The organism is Chryseobacterium sp. c4a, assembly GCF_009900745.1.
GTDB lineage: Bacteria > Bacteroidota > Bacteroidia > Flavobacteriales > Weeksellaceae > Chryseobacterium.
Map to the genome: position 1 here is coordinate 76,062 of NZ_WXVU01000021.1, position 14,620 is coordinate 90,681.

15 protein-coding genes are annotated in these 14,620 nt (G+C 29.4%); 14 read left to right on the plus strand and 1 reads right to left on the minus strand.

Going from position 1 to position 14,620, the window contains the following annotated elements; translation table 11 throughout:
* Positions 1-28: 28 nt before the first annotated feature.
* The gene (locus GTR01_RS21670; protein ID WP_228452312.1) at positions 29-556 is read left to right on the plus strand and encodes an imm11 family protein; all 528 of its coding nucleotides are present in this window, start codon (positions 29-31) and stop codon (positions 554-556) included.
* Between the two features lie 108 nt (positions 557-664).
* Positions 665-1,375, plus strand: a complete 711-nt coding sequence (locus GTR01_RS21675; protein WP_160139810.1) for a hypothetical protein — start codon at positions 665-667, stop codon at positions 1,373-1,375.
* A 284-nt stretch (positions 1,376-1,659) separates the two neighbouring features.
* Here GTR01_RS21675 and GTR01_RS21680 read toward each other — a convergent pair whose 3' ends face one another.
* Complete coding sequence (locus tag GTR01_RS21680) at positions 1,660-1,905, minus strand: hypothetical protein (protein WP_160139811.1); 246 nt, start codon at positions 1,903-1,905, stop codon at positions 1,660-1,662.
* Positions 1,906-2,399: 494 nt separating this feature from the next.
* Between GTR01_RS21680 and GTR01_RS21685 the strand changes: the two genes are divergently transcribed.
* From GTR01_RS21685 to GTR01_RS21740, 12 genes are all read left to right on the plus strand, one after another.
* Positions 2,400-2,870, plus strand: a complete 471-nt coding sequence (locus tag GTR01_RS21685; RefSeq protein WP_160139812.1) for a hypothetical protein — start codon at positions 2,400-2,402, stop codon at positions 2,868-2,870.
* A gap of 480 nt (positions 2,871-3,350) precedes the next feature.
* Positions 3,351-4,571, plus strand: a complete 1,221-nt coding sequence (locus GTR01_RS21690; RefSeq protein WP_160139813.1) for a site-specific integrase — start codon at positions 3,351-3,353, stop codon at positions 4,569-4,571.
* Positions 4,562-5,809, plus strand: coding sequence for a hypothetical protein (locus tag GTR01_RS21695; protein ID WP_160139814.1), 1,248 nt, complete (start codon positions 4,562-4,564; stop codon positions 5,807-5,809). The genes GTR01_RS21690 and GTR01_RS21695 overlap by 10 nt, the downstream gene beginning before the upstream one ends.
* A gap of 140 nt (positions 5,810-5,949) precedes the next feature.
* Positions 5,950-6,225 (plus strand): helix-turn-helix domain-containing protein, encoded by a 276-nt coding sequence (locus GTR01_RS21700; RefSeq protein WP_160139815.1) that lies wholly within the window; start codon positions 5,950-5,952, stop codon positions 6,223-6,225.
* Between the two features lie 280 nt (positions 6,226-6,505).
* Positions 6,506-7,594 (plus strand): hypothetical protein, encoded by a 1,089-nt coding sequence (locus GTR01_RS21705; RefSeq protein WP_160139816.1) that lies wholly within the window; start codon positions 6,506-6,508, stop codon positions 7,592-7,594.
* A 414-nt stretch (positions 7,595-8,008) separates the two neighbouring features.
* A complete protein-coding gene (locus GTR01_RS21710) occupies positions 8,009-8,875 on the plus strand; it encodes a toprim domain-containing protein (protein WP_160139817.1) in 867 nt (288 codons plus the stop codon).
* Between the two features lie 141 nt (positions 8,876-9,016).
* A complete protein-coding gene (locus tag GTR01_RS21715; RefSeq protein ID WP_160139818.1) occupies positions 9,017-9,421 on the plus strand; it encodes a BfmA/BtgA family mobilization protein in 405 nt (134 codons plus the stop codon).
* Positions 9,422-9,433: 12 nt separating this feature from the next.
* On the plus strand, positions 9,434-10,195 hold the full coding sequence (locus GTR01_RS21720; RefSeq protein WP_160139819.1) for a DUF5712 family protein: 762 nt from the start codon (positions 9,434-9,436) through the stop codon (positions 10,193-10,195).
* Positions 10,196-10,210: 15 nt separating this feature from the next.
* Positions 10,211-12,115, plus strand: coding sequence for a type IV secretory system conjugative DNA transfer family protein (locus GTR01_RS21725; RefSeq protein WP_160139820.1), 1,905 nt, complete (start codon positions 10,211-10,213; stop codon positions 12,113-12,115).
* A 38-nt stretch (positions 12,116-12,153) separates the two neighbouring features.
* Entirely contained in the window at positions 12,154-12,330 is a 177-nt protein-coding gene (locus tag GTR01_RS21730; protein WP_160139821.1) for a hypothetical protein, read from the plus strand.
* Between the two features lie 62 nt (positions 12,331-12,392).
* Complete coding sequence (locus tag GTR01_RS21735; RefSeq protein ID WP_160139822.1) at positions 12,393-13,595, plus strand: hypothetical protein; 1,203 nt, start codon at positions 12,393-12,395, stop codon at positions 13,593-13,595.
* A gap of 172 nt (positions 13,596-13,767) precedes the next feature.
* Positions 13,768-14,526 (plus strand): T9SS type A sorting domain-containing protein, encoded by a 759-nt coding sequence (locus GTR01_RS21740; protein ID WP_160139823.1) that lies wholly within the window; start codon positions 13,768-13,770, stop codon positions 14,524-14,526.
* Positions 14,527-14,620: the final 94 nt, after the last annotated feature.

Below are 14,620 nucleotides of genomic sequence, written 5' to 3' on the forward strand. Positions count from 1 at the left end.
AAGTGCTTTTGCACCAGAAGAAACTCCATTGGCTCAGGATCTTATTTCAGAATTGGAAGGGATAAATCAGCTTCCATTTGAGCTATATCTCATTAAATTGGAGGTAGGTAAAGATGGTTTAATCAAAAGTAATGATTTGACAGGTGTAAAAGAGGTATGGCAGGATTATCAACTCAATAGTTTGGCGTGGCCTTTAATGTCTGCAAAGATGAGATCAGTCGTAGACAACAATTTATCCGGAAATGAGCAAGTGGATTGGATTGAGGCCATAATCAATAGAGCAGAAGAACGGCGGATCTACTATATTCCTCGATTCAATAGAATGCTGGATGTTTTGGATAAGGAAAATACGGTGTATGTTCCGGGCACAGATCATACCATAAAGCCTGTTTTTTCATTTTCAAAAATTAATCCCTATAATGCATTTACAGAACCTTCATCAAAAAATAATTATTGGAAAATAACTTCCGCTATATATGTAAGTGAAGTATTAAGAAAAGCAATACAAAAAGAGAAATTAACCGGAATAAGCTTTGATGCAACACGAGTGGTGTGAATAAAGAAGTGATTTCAGTTTTTAGATATAATAAGTTTCATGCCGGAATGGCTAGATTTATCATCCTATCCTTTATGAGGGTGAAGAAGAAGAAAAAGAAATTAGAAGATGAATACTCATATTTATTATATACCGCAATATAAAGCAGTATCGGTGATTGCCAATTTTGCCGAAACCCAAAAAAAGATGGATTTAGGAATGAGCCCGAAGGTTGACTATATCCCCATGACTATTTCCGACTTTAGCCGTTATGAAATAGAGGGAATAGGATTGGTGCAAATAGAGAATGATTGTTTTCAAGCCATAAAAGAAATATTTTCAAATTTCAAATTTAAGTCTGTCGCTTTTCATGAATCAAATATAGAATTGGCAGATGTAGTAATAGATGCTCAACATCTTGTCATAGGAGATCGGTCTAAAGTCAATGTATCTGAAAAGAATTTCCAAAACCTTGAAGAAATTACTTTTTTAGCGCTAAAAACTTATAAGGGAAAAGTCTTGACAATATTGAATTCAGTGAAGAAAATAGCGATGTGGTATGAAGGAAAAAAAAGCAATACAATTCTTTCAAAATTCCCTGAATTAAAGGAACTTCATTGTTTTAATGGAAGTGAAATACAATTAGACATAAGAGAAAATAAATGTATTGAAAGATTGGAACTGGCTAATTTTCCAAAATTGGAACACATTCTTTTAGATCATGATCATATAATAAAGGAATTAAAAATAGAAAATTGTAAAAAATTAGATATCAGTAATTTGCCTGTAACATCAATTTGGCCTCCCAGAAAAGAAAATATAAAAGCAAAAATATCATGAATTCAAAATCAACAGAAAATTAACATTTTGATCATTTAATCATTCATCTAAAAAAGGCTGTCCCAAAGGATGGTCTTTTCTAGTTCTCTAGGGTAAATAGTGGTGGAAAGCTAATGAAGAGGGCTCGTGTGGAAGAGAGGTGCTATGATATAACTTGTTTTTACAACTATGTATTTTTTACAAATATTAAAAGTTATTCTGAAAAAATAAACCATTCAAGTCCAGAATTTTCAGAATAACCTTTTTAAGCCTGGATAATTCATGGGAAATTGTTGTTTATGACCTTATTTTCGATCTTTATTCATTCCAAACATGGAATCTATCATTGTATTAGCCACTTCCCAAGCGTCTTTAAAACTGTCTACTATTTCATTCCAACCTCCAACAAGGTCGTCTTTGATTAATAGTTCAAACCATCCTTCCTGAGTCGCATCTTCATTATTTTGTTTTTGCGTCTCAATGTAACTTTTAGCATGTTCTACCAAATTACTTTGGTTCTGTTCTTCTTGATTGGTGTTTTCTGAATTCATGGGAGTATTATTTTAAAAGTTTATATCAAAGTTAGGAATATTTTGAAGTGCTTTTTTAATTATTATGATTAAATAATCAGATCCTACATTGAAAATTAATTCTGAATTTTTTGTGAAAAACAATTTCAAAAATTAGACATTAAGTTTGTCTTATAAAGATGAGGTATGTTCTTTCAAGAAAAGGATGAAAGAAATTATGGTGTTTGTAAATAATTTTAATATTGTTGATTTAATTTATTAATTTGGAATAAAATTAAAGTGGAATCCGAAAAACTTCGCCAAGAGTAGGAACAAAAACTAATTATTATGAAAAAGTTTCAAGAGAAAGCTTAAACACTGTACAAGGAGAATATTCACCAGAATATGTAGCCAGTATGGAATCTTTTGGATGTCAGTTAAATCCAGAACCTAGTATAATTTGTCAAGACTGGGGTTAATCCTACAGGATCATCAATTGTTTAATCAAGTAAATAGAAACATAATCTCAAAAAACGATGCGAATACAATCAATATTTATTCTGATTCTTTTGTTTTCATGTGCAAAGCAACCTGAAAAAGAAATAGAGAATGACACTTGGGAAAAATTAGAGGTAATCACTCTTTTTCAGAAAATTACAATTGAAAAACATTCTGACAGTTCGGAAGTTGAAAATATTGTCTGGAATAAACAGATTTATAATATTCCCCCTAAATACATTATTGAAGACACCGTAAAAACAAAAATTTATCTTGACAAAAGTGAAAAAGACAGCTTAAAAAGTTGGATTAAATCTTCAATTCTTAAACCCAAATTTACAGCTTTAGCTGCTACTGATTATGTAGGAAATGTGGAATTAAATTACATTAACAGAAACACCACATTGAGTTGTAAATATAATTCTGTTGGAGAATGGGATAAAGTATCAGAAAATACAAAAAAAATTTACAACTTATTGAATAGTAAAACGAAGTTATCTAAACAGTAAAAAACCTTTTAACACAGACGGGGAGGGGTTATACTGTACTACGAGATAGAAAACAAAAGAATAGATTAGATAGTGGAATGTAAAAAATCTGAACAAAATAAATTACTTCCTTTTAATAAATATATTATGAGACAAGCTAAAGAAAAAGGGTATAGGGAGAGGAAAAGTTCAAGATTTCAAAATATCCTTAATTCTTTTGTTGAAAAAAATTGAATTAAATAAAAAATCAGACACCCTTTTGACTACTCCCAAAAAGCAAAAGTCTCTGAAATCTTAGATTTCAGAGACTTTTTGTACCCAGGACCGAACTATCATATTTTTTTAGTGAATTTTAATTAGTTTTAATTGTTCGTATATTGCTATATTTGAGTTAGATAAAATTTGATTGTTTAAAGTTTAGTCAGTTTTTTTGATTTTTATTTTTAAAATGATCCCCTTTTTATTCCCCCTTTATTTTGTTTCATCTATTTTAAATTTAAAATGAAGTACTATTTCGAATTAAGAAAGGATAAAGTAACTCAAGATAGCTTAATGCCTATTCGTGTTTTAATAAAACATGAGAAGACAATTATCAAACGCAATACTGGTGAAAGTTGTGAGCTTAGATACTGGAATGGATTTAGAGTTTCACCAAACTCTAAAAAAGAAAAATACAATAATCATTTAGAAATTAATGAAACATTACAATCTCTTGAGAATAGAATTAATGATGTTTTTCTTTTTTTTAAAGCCAATAAAATTTCATTTAATAAAGAGACTTTTATTGAAAAGTTTGAATCCAAAGATGTAGTAGTTTCTAGTTTTGATTTTTTTACTTGTTTTGATGAATTTATTGAGATAGGTAAATTATCCAAAGCTTATAATACAACGAAAGCACAGACTACGGTCAAAAATTTTTTAAAAGAATTTGAAAATGATACTAATTACAAAATTGAATTTGAATCAATAAGCGATCGTTTTTTTGAAGAATTATCCAGGTATTGTTTTATTGAAAGAGAAATAAAAAATAATTATTTCGCTAAGATCATTGCTGTATTGAAAACAATGCTCAGATTCTGTATTAAAAAAGGATATCAAAATAAAAGAGACTTTGAAGATTTTAAGGCTACGGAGCATGATATTGATATTATATATCTAACATTTGATGAACTCTTAAAGTTAAATAATCATGATTTTGATAATGATAGATTAAGTCATGTTCGTGATTTCTATTGTATGGGTTGTTTTACTGGGTTAAGATTTTCTGATTTGGCAAAGCTACATTTAGCTAATATTTCAGAGGATCATATTGTGTTATCAATACAGAAGACAAAAACACAAAATCATGCTATAAAAATAAATAAGTATGCTAAAGCCATTCTTGATAAATACAAGGGAACAATTTATGAGCCTTTACCATCTATTTCTCAGCAGAAATTTAATGACTATATAAAAGAGTGTTGTGAAAAGGCTGAAATTAATACTATGACAACAATAAATTGGTTTGTAGGTTCTAAAAAGCTTTCTAAAACTTTACCAAAATTTGAGCTTATCAGTAGTCATACAGCCAGGAAGACATTTATAACAAACTCACTTCTTTTAGGTATGGAGCCCAAAGCAATTAAAAAAATAGCAAACATTAAGAAAGATGCTGTTCTTGATAAATATATGAAAGTTACTGAAGCATTTACTGATGATCAAATGGATAAAGCATGGAAATAGACGTACATATCAAAATTTATAATTTTTTGAATATTTCTGTTAACTCAGAAAAGGTTCTTAATGACTATCTAGATGAACATAGGCTATTGTCTAAGTCGTTAATGAAATTGGATGCTGAAAGTTACCTAGATGATATCCCTAAGTTCTTTCTTACATATAAACTATGTGAAGAATTTTACTTTACAAATGAAAAATTAATTGAAGAATATCGAGATAATATTAATTCATTGATATTATTTTGTGTAGTTACAGGAAGGGATGAACTTTGGGACAGATATAATTTTGAAATTATTGATTATAATGACGCAATTATCTTCATTTACCTTTTTTATAAAATGGAACTTTTTTATATAATTGATAGAGTTATAGAAAATTCAGAACTACTCACTTTCATTGAGGGCGAAAACTATGATGAACCAATATTTAAAGATCATAATTTATTGTTGATTGCTCCTTTTATTTTTGATAAGGCTGATTTGGTAGATATTTTAAGTACAGATATTTCTTTAATAACTGATAATAAGAATATGTTTAGAATGCTTGATAAAATAGCTAAGTTACCTGAAAGACTTGAAGAACGTACACTTTTAGACCATGTAAAATTATTTAATAAAAATTACATATTGGATGATATTGAAGCTGGCTTTTCTAATATTCCCTGTAAATTAAATTCAGCTCTTAACATTGCTGAGAATAAAATCTATTCGGAATTTTTAGATTTTCCAATATTATTTGATATGGAAGAATATAAACAATTTGATTTAGATCTAAAAATAGTCACAAAAACTGAAATACAAAAAATTGAATTCCAAGAGTTAAAAGAAAAGGTTAATACAGTTTTTATTATTAAAAAATATAAAAAATTACTTAAACTAAATATTAATCATACCCAAGTAATTACTCTTTTTAATGGATTTGTCGATAAAGTATTAGATAATAATGAACCATTAAAAAATGATTTTAAAGATTTATTTACATTTATTGCAGACGAATCTATTAATAAATTCCCAACGACAAATCATCTTACGGTTAAAGATGTTAAATATATCATGCGTTTTTTTTCAAAATATAAAGGGGTAGAATTTGAATATAATGTTCCTGATCTTCAATATTTATTAACTCATTTTGCCAGTAAACCTGAGCAGTATAAAAATTCCTCTATAAATAAAGCTCATAGAGAGGATAGATTTAACATAGATCCAAAAATACAAAAAGAGTTAAACTCATTAATCCGCTAATGATTAAAGGTGTTGATCTTAAATAAATAAAAATCAATGTGTTACATTGTTTTGAAATTCCGTTTTTTAGCGGAATTTTTTTTTAAGTCAATTTAAACATGAACTTTGGCATTTAGAAAAACCAATAAAAGTTTATTAAAATGCTACAACTTTTCTCACATTCAAAAAATGATTTAGAAAAAGCAGTTGAGATTATTCTCAACAAAGCGCAGAATTTCATAATGCCTTCAAAAAACGAAGAAAACCAGCCCGAAGACCTCATATCTCAGACTGAAGCCTCAAAATTCCTACACGTTTCTATTCCAACAATTATTCACTACAGGAAAAATAAGAATCTTCCTCATTATAATTTCAGCGGGAGGTTTTACTATTCGAAAAAAGAGCTTCTGGAATACGGTAGAAGAAATCGTAAATAGTCAGAATTGTCATGAACGAATTACACAAACTGATTAAACAGCTAGATTCTTTACCTAATAATACAGCCAGGAAAGAATTTTTGAATTCTATTCAAAGAAATCCAGAACTATCAAGACACCATCTCCGGAGATTAGCTTGTAATATTCTGGTTCAGGAAAATTTCGTAGACAAATATTATAGAGAAAATTTTAGTGAAATGTTAAAGAATTTATTTTCAAAAACAATTTCAATTTTTCAAAGGATTTTTAAAGCGTTAATGAGAAATTAAAAATGACACATATGGTTTCCGATCAAAGTAGAAAAATTGTTAAAAAAAGCTATGATGACATTGAGAGGGCTGAGTTTATAAGAATAGGGAACCAATTTGCAGATGACTTTTTGTTTCAGGATAATAAAGCAACGGATATACCCATAAATGCATTAAGAATTATTTTCAATATAATATCAATTCTGAGAAATGATCAGTTTATGCCTGAAAAGCAAGTGAGACAACTCACTCTTTTTGATGAAGAATTCGAAACTGAAAATAATGTTTTTATCTCTATGAAAATCAGAAATAGAAAGATTTCAGAAAAAAGATCCAGTAAACAAATTGTTGAAGCATATGAATATCTTACAAAATTCAGAATGGGTTGGTACACATCAAAAAATATAGCGGGTAAGGATATTAAAACCTTTGGAGGACTAATCTCTTTACCTAGCTATGAAGAAAGAGGATACACTTCATTTTTAATAAGTAGTTTTTGGCTTAAAAAATTGATTGTCTTAACAGAATATAATCATATAATGTATGAATTGGTCTATAAAATCAGAAATAACAAACACGTTTTGTTTGCAATATGGTTATCTAAGATTCCTGAGAACGGTACAACTCTGAAACTTTCGACTTTTAATCAGAAGTTTAATCTTAATTATAAGAATTCAAATGATTTCTGCATTAAGTTTTTGAAGCCAATCAGATTAAACCTCAATACATTAAATCATCTATCATTCAATTATAAATACGAACATGATGCAATTTCAATTATTCCGTATTTAAATAAGAATATTGAAGAAGGGCTTTTAACAGAGAGGGCTAATGATGTTAGACTTATAAATCGAAGAATAAGATATTTTAGACAGCGGTATTATTTAGAAAATATTGACTTAACCAGATTCTTGTATAGTTATTCTAATATTTTAAAAATAAGGCTTCAGATTGACGAAGCTTACAAAAGATTTATTAAAGAAAATAGGATTGGAGGAAAACCTTCTGCCAATATTAGAGGGATTTATTTCCTTCAGAAATTACAAGAATTTCTTATTGAAGTTTACCGGGAATCAGAAACCGGAAAAAGATTTCCGGATGCATATCCTGTCATAATATAATTTAGTTTGCGGTATTGCACTCCTGTGTTTGCGGTATTGCGCTCTCTCCAATTGCGGTATTGCACTCTCTGAAGTTAAGAAAAAGTTAAAATTTCAGTTTTTACCGTCAGATTTGCGGTATTGCGCTCTTTTCCACATCAAATTTTTAGCTAGAAAGCCAGTGATTAGGAAAAACCTTGGTGAATTCACCAATTGTTTGCGGTATTGCGCTCAGACATAATTGATGCTTTTGCGGTATTGCACTCTTGTTTTTGCGGTATTGCGCTCCTGTCAATTGCGGTATTGCACTCCTTTCATTTTTAACTCAAACTACCCTCTACAAAGGGTTTGCGGGAATTACTAAAATATATATTAAAAGTATTTAAAAGTTTTCTTTTTTATTAAAAGGAATTTTTGCTAATCAAAAAAAAAAAAATGAAAAATTGTAAACAGGTCAATTCTATACTAATGGAAGAAATCCTTTGTTCTCTTGGATACTTCCCAAATAAAGAAAATGAAAATGAAGCCTGGTATCTAAGTCCGTTCGGAAGCGAAACAAAAGCTTCTTTTAAATTAGATAAAAGGAAAAATCAATGGTATTTATTTTCAGAAGGTGTTGGCGGAAATAACATCGATTTTTTAAAGAAATATTTTAATTATTCCATCAACGAAATTCTCTCCTGGGCATCCGAAAAAAGTTTTTCTTCTTTTCATCAGCAGACGGAAATTGAGAAGCCAAATTACAACATCACTGAAGTTGCGGAAATTCAAAATTGGAATCTGAAAAAATATTTATTTGAAAGAGGTCTTACTCAAAGATCATTCAGATTTTTAAAAGAGATAAAATTTACGATTAATAATAAAAAATTGTATGCTGTTGGATTCGAAAATTTATCCGGAGGATGGGAACTAAGAAATTCATTTTATAAAGGTTCACTTTTGAAAAAAGATATTTCGATCATTAAAAATGACAGCAATAAAATTGTTGTTTTTGAAGGCTTTTTTGATGCGCTTTCTTATATCGAACTTCAAGAAAAATTGAAAGAAGATATTATAATTCTTAACTCAATTTCGATGTTAAATAGAGCCAAAAATTACCTTAAAAGCTATTCGGAAATATTACTTTTTCTAGACAATGATTCTGCTGGGAAAAAGACAAAAGATGAATTATTGTCTTCATTTTCCAATGCAGTAGATTATAGTTTCATATATAAAGATTACAAGGATTTTAATGAGTTTCTCGTGGCTGATAAGGGTGGATTTATCCAGCAAGAGGAAGCTGTACTTTTTTGCAAAAAGTAACTGCTTTCCTCTTGCCCCTCCGGGGAAATGACTAACCGTCAATAAGTTACGAAAATTATTTATTTATGATCAATATATCGTCGATATATAAAACACTTGAAAGCCTTTATCCATCATGATAATCATATATAAATCAATATAATGGAAACAAAAAGTACTCAAAATACAACTATCGCAATTTCACAAAAAGACCTTAAAAGGCTAGAAGAATTTGTAAGGAGAAAAGGTATATCAAAAAAAGAATTTATAACAATTTCCTTAGATTTTTTTGAACGTACCGGGCTAGATCCAACAAAACATGAATCCTCTAAAGCAGAACTTGAGAAAGTAATAAAACGGATTGATCAAGTTATTGCTTTTATAAAGACACAAGAAAAAGAAACTATAAAACCAAGTTTTGAAGCTATCGTATCGAGCGAAGAAAGAATTAAAAATGATCTTTCTAGAATTTTAAAAATCGAACATTTTAATGATTTCATAAGAGGGTTTAATGCTTTTGCTATGGAAACTAAAAATTCCTTAAAAGCAATAAATGACAAAGGCTAAAACAGAATAAATATGAACGTTAAAATTCAAGGTGGAGGCAATGGAAGATATGCAAACTCCGGAAGTTCTGAAAGTCTTGTTAATTATTTGGAGCATGAGGACATGGAAAGGGTAAAGGAGGGAAAAGAAGTTGAACATTTTTTTTCTCACGATCAAAATAAAATTTCTTCGTCTGAAGTAATTCAAGCTATTGACAACAACAAAAAAGCAATCGGGAAAAAAGATGCAAAGTTCTTTGTTATTACGATAAGCCCTTCAGAACAAGAATTACAGTTAATTGGAAAAGATTCAAAGGAACGAAGCGATGCATTGAAGGATTTTGTCAGAAAGGAGGTAATGCAAAGATATGCTGAAAATTTTGGGAAAGGCTTACAAGCGAAAGATCTTATGTACTATGGTAAAATTCATCATGAAAGGAAGCAGAAAAATAATATAGATACTCATATCCACATCATTGTAAGCAGAAAATCCAAAAATAATAGGATGAAGCTTTCTCCGATGACTAACCATAAAAATACTAGCAAAGGTCAGGTAACTGGCGGTTTTGACCGGAAAAATTTCATTAACAAAGTAGAAGAATCATTTGATGAAAAATTTACCTTTCAGAGAAGCTATAAACAGACTTTTGAATATTGTAATGCGATGAAAAACGGAACTGTTGAAGAGCAAAGAAAGGCTATTATAAAAGCTATGAAACATGAATCTGTTAAGGAAGTCGAAATAAAAAAAACTATTGAACAAAATAAAAAAAATAACCAAGGCTTAAGCCTGTAAAACGATTAAAAAATTATGGAAAAAGATCCAATTATAATAATAAAATTTGTCATTGTGGGGATGATTTTATTAGTCCTTTATACGTTAGGAATGAAAGTTATAGGCATAAATTCATTTCTATACGATATATCTCGTTATGGATTTTCAGTGGTGATATCTCCTGATGCGAATCTTTTGTCAAGATTAAAATTTTTAGTTGTAGGAATTTGTTTCGGATACGCAGAGCTTTTGTACATTCTGATTCAATTCTGGATAATAAAATCTTTAATTCCGCCACTGAAAACACCTTTCAATTTCTATAAAAGACTAATTTTTTATCCTTTTGGGTTTATTAATAAACAATTTACGGGCTTTTCATTATGGAAAGATTCAAAGAAAAAATCTCAGGGATTAACTTTGCAAACCAAAAAAAGAACTGTTCAAATTCCTAATCCTTTTCGTGGGATTTTAGTAATAGGCGGTCCAGGAGCAGGAAAATCTGAAAGCTTTGCAGTTCCTTTTATACGAGAGTTAGCGCAAAAACAGTTTGCTGGTATCTGTTATGATTTTAAGTATCCGGCACTGGCAAATGATATAGAACTTTTTTATTCAGATTCGGATATCAAGCATTATGTTTTAAATTTTAATGATTCACTTAAAAGCCATAGATGCAATCCTTTAAATCCAAAATATTTGCCACACTCAGCATATGCAAGGGAATACGCTTCTGCCATCACTAAAAATTTGATGAAAGAATCTATTAAGAAAGAGGATTTTTGGTCACGTTCTGCAACAGATTTGTTAACCGCTTGTATATGGTTTCTGAAAAGAGAGTATCCCAAATATTGTGACTTACCACACACCTTGGCTCTAATAGCAACCAATCACAACGACCTAATTGCCTTATTGTCTTCAAACACAGAAACAAAAGCAATGATTTTATCCCTTGCAACAGCTTTAGAAAGTGAGGCTAATTCACAATTAGCAGGGGTAGTAGGTTCATTACAGGGAGCAGTTGCACAAATAAATACACCTGAATTTATGTATATTTTTGGTGGAGAGGATTTTGATTTAAATATTAATAATCCGGATAATCCGATTGTTTTAACTGTAGGCAATAATCCATCTATTGCATCAACGTTAGCTCCATTATGTAGTTTGGTGATTTCAGTGGCTTCTAAACAGTTAAATCAACCAAATAAGCATCATTCTTTTGTTTTATTGGATGAGTTTCCTACTGTCTTTATTAATGACATTCAAACTCTACCAAATACAGGAAGAAGTAATAAAATAGCCAGTATGTTCTTCTGTCAGGATCTTTCACAACTTACGGACGGTTACACAAAAGAAAAAGCAGATGTATTATTTGCAAGTTGTCTTAACCATTTTTACGGACAGGTTTCGAGTAGTCATACTGCAGATATTCTCAGTAAACAGTTTGGTAAAAAAGATCAATATTTTGAAAGTAATAATACTTCACGTCATTTTCTAAATCCATTTAAAAGAAATGTTGGTCAAAGCCGATCTGTACAGGAAAGAGACGTTTTCAGAAATTCAGTTTTTATGGAGCTGCCGGTTGGTGAATTCATCGGAAGAGTTGCCGAAAGTTCTGAAGCCTATATTCATGAGAAATTTTTGCCTGTTAAAAGGAAGCAATTAGCATATCAGATAGACAGTCAGTTTAATAATCAGCCTGATTTCGTCATTACTGATTATTATGAAAAAGTTCGGGATGAAGTCAATGAAATTATTTCTCTTTTCAAGGGCGAAATTAATAAAAATGAAAACAAGCAAGATCGATCCAGGCAAATGAATCCGGCTCCCGATAATAGTTGTGAAGAATTTAGCGGAATCAACATAATTGAAGATGAAGAAACTAATTCATCCGCTGAGCTTGAAGAAAATGAAAGAAACTTTAATTTTTCAAGTAGGAGTCTATAAATCAGATAATTATTAAATAATTAAAAAACAAAAAAGTTATGAAAATATTACAGAGCAAAATTTCAGTTTGGGGCATTGTAAGCCTATTAATAGTAATGATCTTTTTAATCTCAATTGCTATAAGAAAAGATTCAGTCAAAACAGCAGCGGAAAAGCCGAAAGTAGATTATAAAGAACTTGACAAGGCTTTATTTGGAACTACAGAAAATAATTGAAATCTTTTTTGACAAAAATTAAAAAATTTCTTTAAAGAGATAATTTTGTAAAAATTTTTAATATGGAAAATGATTTAATAATGACTGAAAATCAAAAAAGAATTTGTAGTGAAACTCTTGAAAAATTAAAAATTCTTTGTGCAGAAAATAACCATTTCTACACCCCTATTGATGTGTATTATAAACCGTCTGGAAAAAGTTTGAAAAAAGTAGTTTTGCTTAAGTGTAATGAACATGATTGCAAACCCTTTGAGCAAGACGTTCAAGATGTTGAAATATTTAGAAGGTCTAAAAAATGTCCTCCATGTCTTTCAATAATTCAAAGCGGGAACAACCGTATTCCTCTTCCAGAACTAAACACTAGAATAAAAAATTCTAAAAATTCTGTTATCAGGGATAAGCAAATTGTAATCAGATATGAAGGTCATCTTCATAATGACAAAAACAGTATGGTTCTGGTGAAATGTAATTTGTTTGGTCATCATAAAAAGCCTTATCTACAGACAGCTGTTTCAATAGGAAAAAATAATATTTGTCCGGATTGCGCTAAAACGAGGGAGTACAAAAAGAAATTTGGAGAAAATCTTGTTGAAAAAATAAATAATATTTTAATAGAAAAGAACAGCTCTTTTTCATTCTTCGGTTCCATAGATCGAAATAATAAAAGTATTATTTTCTATGAATTGATTTGTAAAAATTGTGGTTGTTCCGAATGGGAAAGGGAAAAGTACGTTTCATCAGTAAAGTGTAAAGTTTGTCATCCAAATGATACGATTGGTGAAAGTAGAGTCATAAAATATTTAAACTTTCTAAAATTGACTTTTAAAAAGCAAAAAAAATTCCCTGGAATGAAAAATGAAAAGGAACTAAAATGTGATTTTTTTATCCCAAAACTGAATTTAATAATTGAGTTTGACGGACATCAGCATTATTATCCGGTTGATTATTTTAAAGGGTTTAAAAGCTTTAAAAAAACAATAAAATGTGATTGGATTAAGAATAGATATGCGTTGAAGAATAGAATAAATATCTTGAGAATTCCTTTTAAAGAATATGATAATATAGAAATTTTAATAGATAATGCTATTGCCAAAATCAATAATCAAGAGCAATCATTTAAAAACTATTATAATTTTTTAAATGTTTACAGAATAAACTACATTTCTCTAATTGCAAATAAGAGAATGAGGTTAAAGAAAATATTACTCGAAAATAAAAGAAAACCGTATTTTTTATCCGATCTGGATAAAAAGAGATATCAATAAGAAAATTAAGTCAACAAAGCTTGATGCTCAGCTTTTCTGAAGCTACTAACTAAATCAAACAATTTTTACGACAGCTGTGTTATAGCAAAAAAATTTTGGAGCCTATCCAGAACAGGGATTTCCATATCTAAAAAAACAAAACTTAAACAATATTAATTTAAAATTTAAAAAAATGAAAAACAAAATCAATTTATTAATTACCAGTGTATTACTATTTTGCTCTAATATGCTTTACTGCAATTCAATTAATCAGAAAATTACTGATCAAAATTTCAAAATGTTCTTTTCTTGCGGATCAGAAAATTTTGAAAATATTCCTGTAAGCTCCAGTTCTTTTGAAACAAATATCTGGGTAAATAATAATATTACATGGACGGCCTCAGACTCCAGAACCGATCAAACAATTAATAGCAAAGCTATTGTTATCAGAAATGGAAGTCTTACGAGTTCTATTATTACAGGAGGAATTAAAAGTCTTACTGTCACTACACAATTAAAATTTGTAGGAAATCCGGGGAACCTTGTTCTGGAAATTAATGATGCCCAGGTTGGAACAATACCTTTTAATTCCGGAGTTTTGACAACAACACTTGATAATATAAATATCGCAGGAAATATCATTATTAAGCTTGTAAATCCTAATACTGGGCAAAGAGTGGCTATTGATGATCTTTCCTGGTCATGCTATTCAAATTTGGGAATTAGTGAAATTAATAAGGTGGCTCAGCTTTCAATTTATCCTAATCCAATTAAAAACGGTGAATATCTGTATCTTAATAGAAAGGTAAATGAAGTTCTTATTTATAATAGTGAAGGGAGACTGATTAAGAAATCAAACTTAAGAAGCAATTCAATATTAATAGATAATCTACTGAGGGGTATGTATTTTCTTAAAACAGAAAATACAACATATAAATTTATAGTTAATTAATTTGAATTGTAATCTTTAAGACAAAAAAATCCATCTCTAAAATTATTGAGATGGATTTTTATAAGTTTATTTTTAACTTAAAAAGAAAAAACTG